Annotated in this window: 5 protein-coding genes and 1 pseudogene; 5 read left to right on the top strand and 1 reads right to left on the bottom strand. The window is 56.0% G+C overall.

Annotated features, from left to right (window positions below):
- From ABF287_RS14870 to ABF287_RS14850, 5 genes are all read left to right on the top strand, one after another.
- A partial coding sequence (locus ABF287_RS14870) for a hydroxyacid dehydrogenase (protein WP_347185781.1) occupies nucleotides 1-942 on the top strand: 942 nt, incomplete at its 5' end.
- Nucleotides 939-1,619, top strand: a complete 681-nt coding sequence (locus tag ABF287_RS14865; RefSeq protein ID WP_347185780.1) for an RraA family protein — start codon at nucleotides 939-941, stop codon at nucleotides 1,617-1,619. The genes ABF287_RS14870 and ABF287_RS14865, both read left to right, overlap by 4 nt.
- A gap of 34 nt (nucleotides 1,620-1,653) precedes the next feature.
- Nucleotides 1,654-2,607, top strand: a complete 954-nt coding sequence (locus ABF287_RS14860; RefSeq protein WP_347185779.1) for a tripartite tricarboxylate transporter substrate binding protein — start codon at nucleotides 1,654-1,656, stop codon at nucleotides 2,605-2,607.
- A 68-nt stretch (nucleotides 2,608-2,675) separates the two neighbouring features.
- Nucleotides 2,676-3,137, top strand: coding sequence for a tripartite tricarboxylate transporter TctB family protein (locus tag ABF287_RS14855; RefSeq protein WP_347185778.1), 462 nt, complete (start codon nucleotides 2,676-2,678; stop codon nucleotides 3,135-3,137).
- A 3-nt stretch (nucleotides 3,138-3,140) separates the two neighbouring features.
- Nucleotides 3,141-4,637, top strand: coding sequence for a tripartite tricarboxylate transporter permease (locus ABF287_RS14850; protein ID WP_347185777.1), 1,497 nt, complete (start codon nucleotides 3,141-3,143; stop codon nucleotides 4,635-4,637).
- A 110-nt stretch (nucleotides 4,638-4,747) separates the two neighbouring features.
- Here ABF287_RS14850 and ABF287_RS14845 read toward each other — a convergent pair.
- Nucleotides 4,748-4,857 (bottom strand): annotated as a pseudogene (locus tag ABF287_RS14845) (IS6 family transposase); the annotation flags it as partial.

The following is a 4,857-nucleotide window of genomic DNA, read 5'->3' as shown; positions in this document are numbered from 1 at the left end:
CAGACTGTGCATACCCCGCCTTATGCCGACAGCACAGTCATATCCGCGTATCTGAAAGAGACGGGAGCGGAGGGTGTCGTGTCCCGAATGGGTCGACTAGATGCGGCCATTATGGATGCCGCGCCCAGGCTCAAGGTGATTTCAAAACATGGGGTCGGTGTCGACAATATCGACATCCAGGCTGCTGCTGAGCGGGGTATTCCGGTTCTGGTCGCGACTGGCGCAAACGCTGTTTCCGTTGCCGAGCACGTGATTGCGCTGCTACTTGCCACGGTGAAGCGCGTGCTGCCTCTCGATGCTGGTTTGCGTGCCGGACGTTGGGAAAAGCCAGGCTATTCCGGCAGTGAGATTGCCGGATCAACTATGGGGCTGATGGGTATGGGTGCGATTGCACAAGCCACGGGGCGCATGGCCAAGGGGCTTATGCTGCGCCTGGTGGGTTTTGACCCTTATGCCCCAGACAGCGCGTTTGAAGCGCTTGGCGTGCAACGCTGTACGAGTTTTGACGACCTGTTGGACCAGGCTAATATATTGTCATTGCATTGTCCGTTGACCGACCAAACGCGGTCCATCCTGAACGCGGATGCACTGGCTCGTATGCCAGCGGGTAGCTACGTCATCAACACCGCACGCGGCGGATTGATCGACGAGGCGGCGTTAGTCGCCGCGATTCAATCTGGGCATATTGCCGGCGCAGGGCTTGATACTTTTGCGGTCGAACCGCCTGCCGCTGATCACCCGTTTTTCAACGTGCCGGAAATCGTCATGACCCCGCATATCGGCGGCGTGACTCGCGAGGCAGGTGCGCGCGTCGGTGTCGACGCGGTGCGCGGTATTTTTCAGGTCCTAAACGGTCTGCCCGTGGCGCCCGAACGCATCATCAACCGCAAACTTTTAGCCGCCGCGCAGGCGGAACGATTCAGCGTGGGGAAATCGCTATGACCATCGGTTTTCGTATCCTGAAACGCGATCGCGTTGCCCCAGCCGAACTTGTTGCTGAATTTGCAAAATTACCCGTCGCAAACGTGTCTGACAGCATGGCGCGTATGACTGCGGCTGGATCATCGCTGCGTCCGATGCATGCGTCCGGGGGAATGGCAGGTGTAGCGCTGACGGTCAAGGCGCGGCCCGGCGACAATCTGATGCTACATAAAGCCATCGACATGGCACAGCCCGGTGATGTGATTGTCATGGATGCTGGGGGCGATACGACCAATGCCCTGTTTGGCGAAATGATGCTGGCCTATGCGATCAAGCGCGGCGTGGCTGGATTGGTGCTCAATGGTGCGATCAGGGATTCGGATGCAATGAAAGAGGTCAATCACCCGGTCTTTGCCGTTGGTGTAACGCATCGCGGCCCCTTTAAGGACGGGCCGGGTGAAATAAATGTGCCTATCGCGATCGATGGCATGGTGGTTCATCCCGGTGACATCATCATTGGCGACGGCGATGGCGTGCTTTGTGTGCCGCTAGATGCAGCCGACGACGTCCTAAAAAAAGCGCAGGTAAAGCTGGCGGCAGAAACCGCACAGATGCAAGCCATCGCCGAAGGCAAAAACGATCGGTCATGGGTGGATACAACGCTGCGTAAGCTTGGCTGTGTCCTGCCCAAAGACTGAAATACAAAAAAATCGCATGAACAGGAGGAATGACATGCTTAACATCTTTAAAAAAACCGCCATTGCAGGTGCAATGATCCTAACCGCGGGGACGGCGCTGGCTGAATATCCTGAAAAACCCATCGAGGTGATCGTCGGATATTCCGCAGGCGGTGGCACCGACGTAATGGCCCGTACGACCATGCCATTCATTGAAAAATATCTGGGTAATGGTGCCAGCATCGTGGTCAAGAACATGCCCGGTGCTTCGGGCCAGATTGGCATCACCGAAGTGGCTGGTTCCGAACCGGATGGCTACACCCTCGGCACATTCAACCTGCCGGGCATGATGGCTCGTACGCTGGACCGCGAGGCGGCATACGACCGCAACAGCTTTACCTATCTGGCAAACGTAGTAAACGATCCCAACGTGATCGTCTCGGCGAAGGGCAGCGGGATAAATTCGATGGATGATCTAATCGCGGTGGCCAAAGAAGCCCCTCTGGCGGTGACCGTTGGTATGTCGTCTCTTGGTGGCGATGACCACTTCCTGCTGATCAAATTGCAGAAACTGACAGAAACCGAATTCACCGTCGTACCGTTTAAGGGCTCTGCCCCCGCGCGAACTGCGGTGATGGGCGGCCATGTCGCCGTAGGAATCTTCAACGTGTCCGAAGTTGCGAAATTTCAGGGTGAGCTGAACGTGCTTGGCGTTGCACAGCCCGCGCGTTCCGATTTCGCGCCCGAAGTTCCAACATTCCGCGAGCAGGGTCTTGATCTGATCAATGGCTCAATGCGCGGTGTTGTTGCCCCCGCTGGCCTGCCCAAAGATGTGGCAGATGCTCTGCGCGCGGCCTTTGAAAAGGCAGCGCAGGATCCCGATTTCCTCAAGGCCATGGCCGATACCGCTAACCCAGTGTCTATGGTTACCGGCGAAGAGTTCCGCGAGCTGACCGACGGTCTTTATGACCTGGCCAAAGAAACTTGGGAAACGACCCCCTGGAACTAAGCGAAACAAGCGCAGGGGGAGCTTTTATTTCTCTGCGCATCCCATTCTGACCCAACGGATCCAACACTATGACCGACCATCTAAAGAACCGCCTGCTCAGGCCCGAGACGCTGACAGCGCTTTTCATTAGCGTCATCGCCATCGGGTTCCTAGTTCCAACGTCCAAGCTGCGCTCGATCTCGGCGTTGTTGCCTGCCGCGATGCTGATCGGTCTGATTGTTCTGGGCGTGGTTCTGCTGGTGATTGATCAACACAAAGCATCGAGAGGCGAAACCGCAGCCGCGATGACCAAAGCACCCAAACGTGTCGCTGGCGCGTTCCTGCTGATCCTTGGATACGCATTGGCAACCGATTTCGTTGGTTTCTATGTCAGTACCGCAATTACCATTCCACTTGTGGCTTTTGCTTTCGGCTATCGCAACCCGCTGGGCCTTGCGATTGCGACTGTCATCGTTGTAGGCACAACTTGGATGATCTTTGATTTTGGGATGTCACAAGATTTTCCCTCTGGCCGTCTTTGGGGGCGCTAAACAATGTATTCTGATCTTTTGCAAGCATTGCCGAACGTCTTGGAATGGACGAACTTTGCCGCCGTCATTATCGGGGTGATCGCTGGCATCGTTGTGGGTGCCATGCCGGGTCTGTCTGCCACCATGGCGATTTCTGTTCTTGTGCCGTTTACCTTTGGACTTGAGCCACTTGTCGCGCTCGGACTTATGGCAGGCATTTATAACGGTGCAATGTATGGTGGTGCGATCCCAGCCGTACTGTTGCGCATCCCTGGCACACCTGCTGCCGTTGCCACCACCTTTGACGGCTACCCGATGGCACAAAAGGGCGAAGGTGGATTCGCGCTACAGGTTGCGGTCATTTCTTCAGCTATCGGTGGCATCGCTTCTGCTTTTGCACTGATGCTGCTGGCCCCTCCTTTGTCCAAGGTGACACTACTCTTTGGTCCTTCCGAAGTGTTCTGGGTTGCGGTCTTTGGTCTTGCCTCAATTATTTTCTTGCTGGGTGGCAACCCTGTCAAGGGCCTGATTTCGGCCTTTTTTGGCGTGTTCGTTTCGGTCATCGGGTCTGACCCGATCTATGGCAACGATCGCTTTACTTTTGGCCAGCTGGAAATCCTGGATGGCATTCACATCGTGATCCTGCTGGTCGGCCTTTACGCGCTGCCGCCAGTTGTTGACCTGTTAGAAACCCCACTAAAGACCGGCGTGGATAATTCCAAACTTGGTACCGAGTCGATCTGGAAGGCGCTGCCGCGTATGAAAGGGTATTGGAAGACCTGGTTACGCGGGTCGGCCATTGGCATCTGGATCGGTATTTTGCCCGGGGCAGGTGGGTCGATGGCGGCGTTCATGTCATATAATGAGGCACGCCGCAGCTCGACGAACCCCGAGGTCTGGGGCGAGGGTGAGCCCGAGGGCGTTGCCGCCGCCGAAGTTGCGAACAATGCCGACACCGCGTCGGCGTTGATCCCGGCACTGACGCTGGGCATCCCCGGTACCGCTGTTGCGGCGGTCATGCTGGGGGGGCTGCTGGTTCATGGATTGCAGCCGGGCCCGATGCTGTTTCGCGAAAACCCTGACATCGTTTTTGGCTTTATGTGGCAGTTTCTGTTCGGTGCGATCCTGCTGGTGCTTTTGGGCGGCTCGTTGGCTACTAATTCGTTTGCCCACCTGCTGAACCTTCCACGTCCACTTCTGGGATCTGTCATCATCGTACTGATGCTAATCGGTGTTTATTCGATACATGGCCGTATGTTCGACGTTTACCTGATGCTTGGCTTTGGCGCGATTGGTTGGGTGATGGACCGGCTTAAGTTCCCGCTTCCTCCGGTCGTGTTGGGCCTGATCCTGGGCGGCTTTGCCGAAGAGAACTTGCGCCTTGCCCTGCGGATCGGACGCGGTGATCCGATGATCCTTTTCCAGAATATGACGAGCTTGATCCTCGTGGCGCTGACCATCGCCGTGATCATCGGCCCGACGCTGAAAAAGCGTTTCATCAACAGCCGCAAGACCGCGTGATGATCAGTTTGTGAAAAGATTTTCATGCAGCCAAATCGGTGCTGTCAGACGAATGAGAACTCGCATCGGATTGCTGGCGCAGCCTGAATCTATGCGCTCAATAATTGACGTCACTCAGTAAGATCGGCGGTTCGATTGATCTTGAAATTGTCTCGTGAGTAGAAGTGGCGCTCCTGATTGAAATGGTTGTGGACTGAAGAGTGGACGGCAGCGAACTTTT

The sequence above is a fragment of the Pacificibacter sp. genome (assembly GCF_039769035.1).
In the GTDB taxonomy this organism is placed as follows: Bacteria; Pseudomonadota; Alphaproteobacteria; order Rhodobacterales; family Rhodobacteraceae; genus Celeribacter.
Note: the sequence above shows the minus strand (reverse complement) of the source record. Positions and strands in the feature narration are given on the sequence as shown.

Coding starts and splice junctions, on each gene's coding strand:
- ABF287_RS14865 (WP_347185780.1), top strand. CDS start 939: ATGACCATCGGTTTTCGTATCCTGAAACGCGATCGCGTTGCCCCAGCC.
- ABF287_RS14860 (WP_347185779.1), top strand. CDS start 1,654: ATGCTTAACATCTTTAAAAAAACCGCCATTGCAGGTGCAATGATCCTA.
- ABF287_RS14855 (WP_347185778.1), top strand. CDS start 2,676: ATGACCGACCATCTAAAGAACCGCCTGCTCAGGCCCGAGACGCTGACA.
- ABF287_RS14850 (WP_347185777.1), top strand. CDS start 3,141: ATGTATTCTGATCTTTTGCAAGCATTGCCGAACGTCTTGGAATGGACG.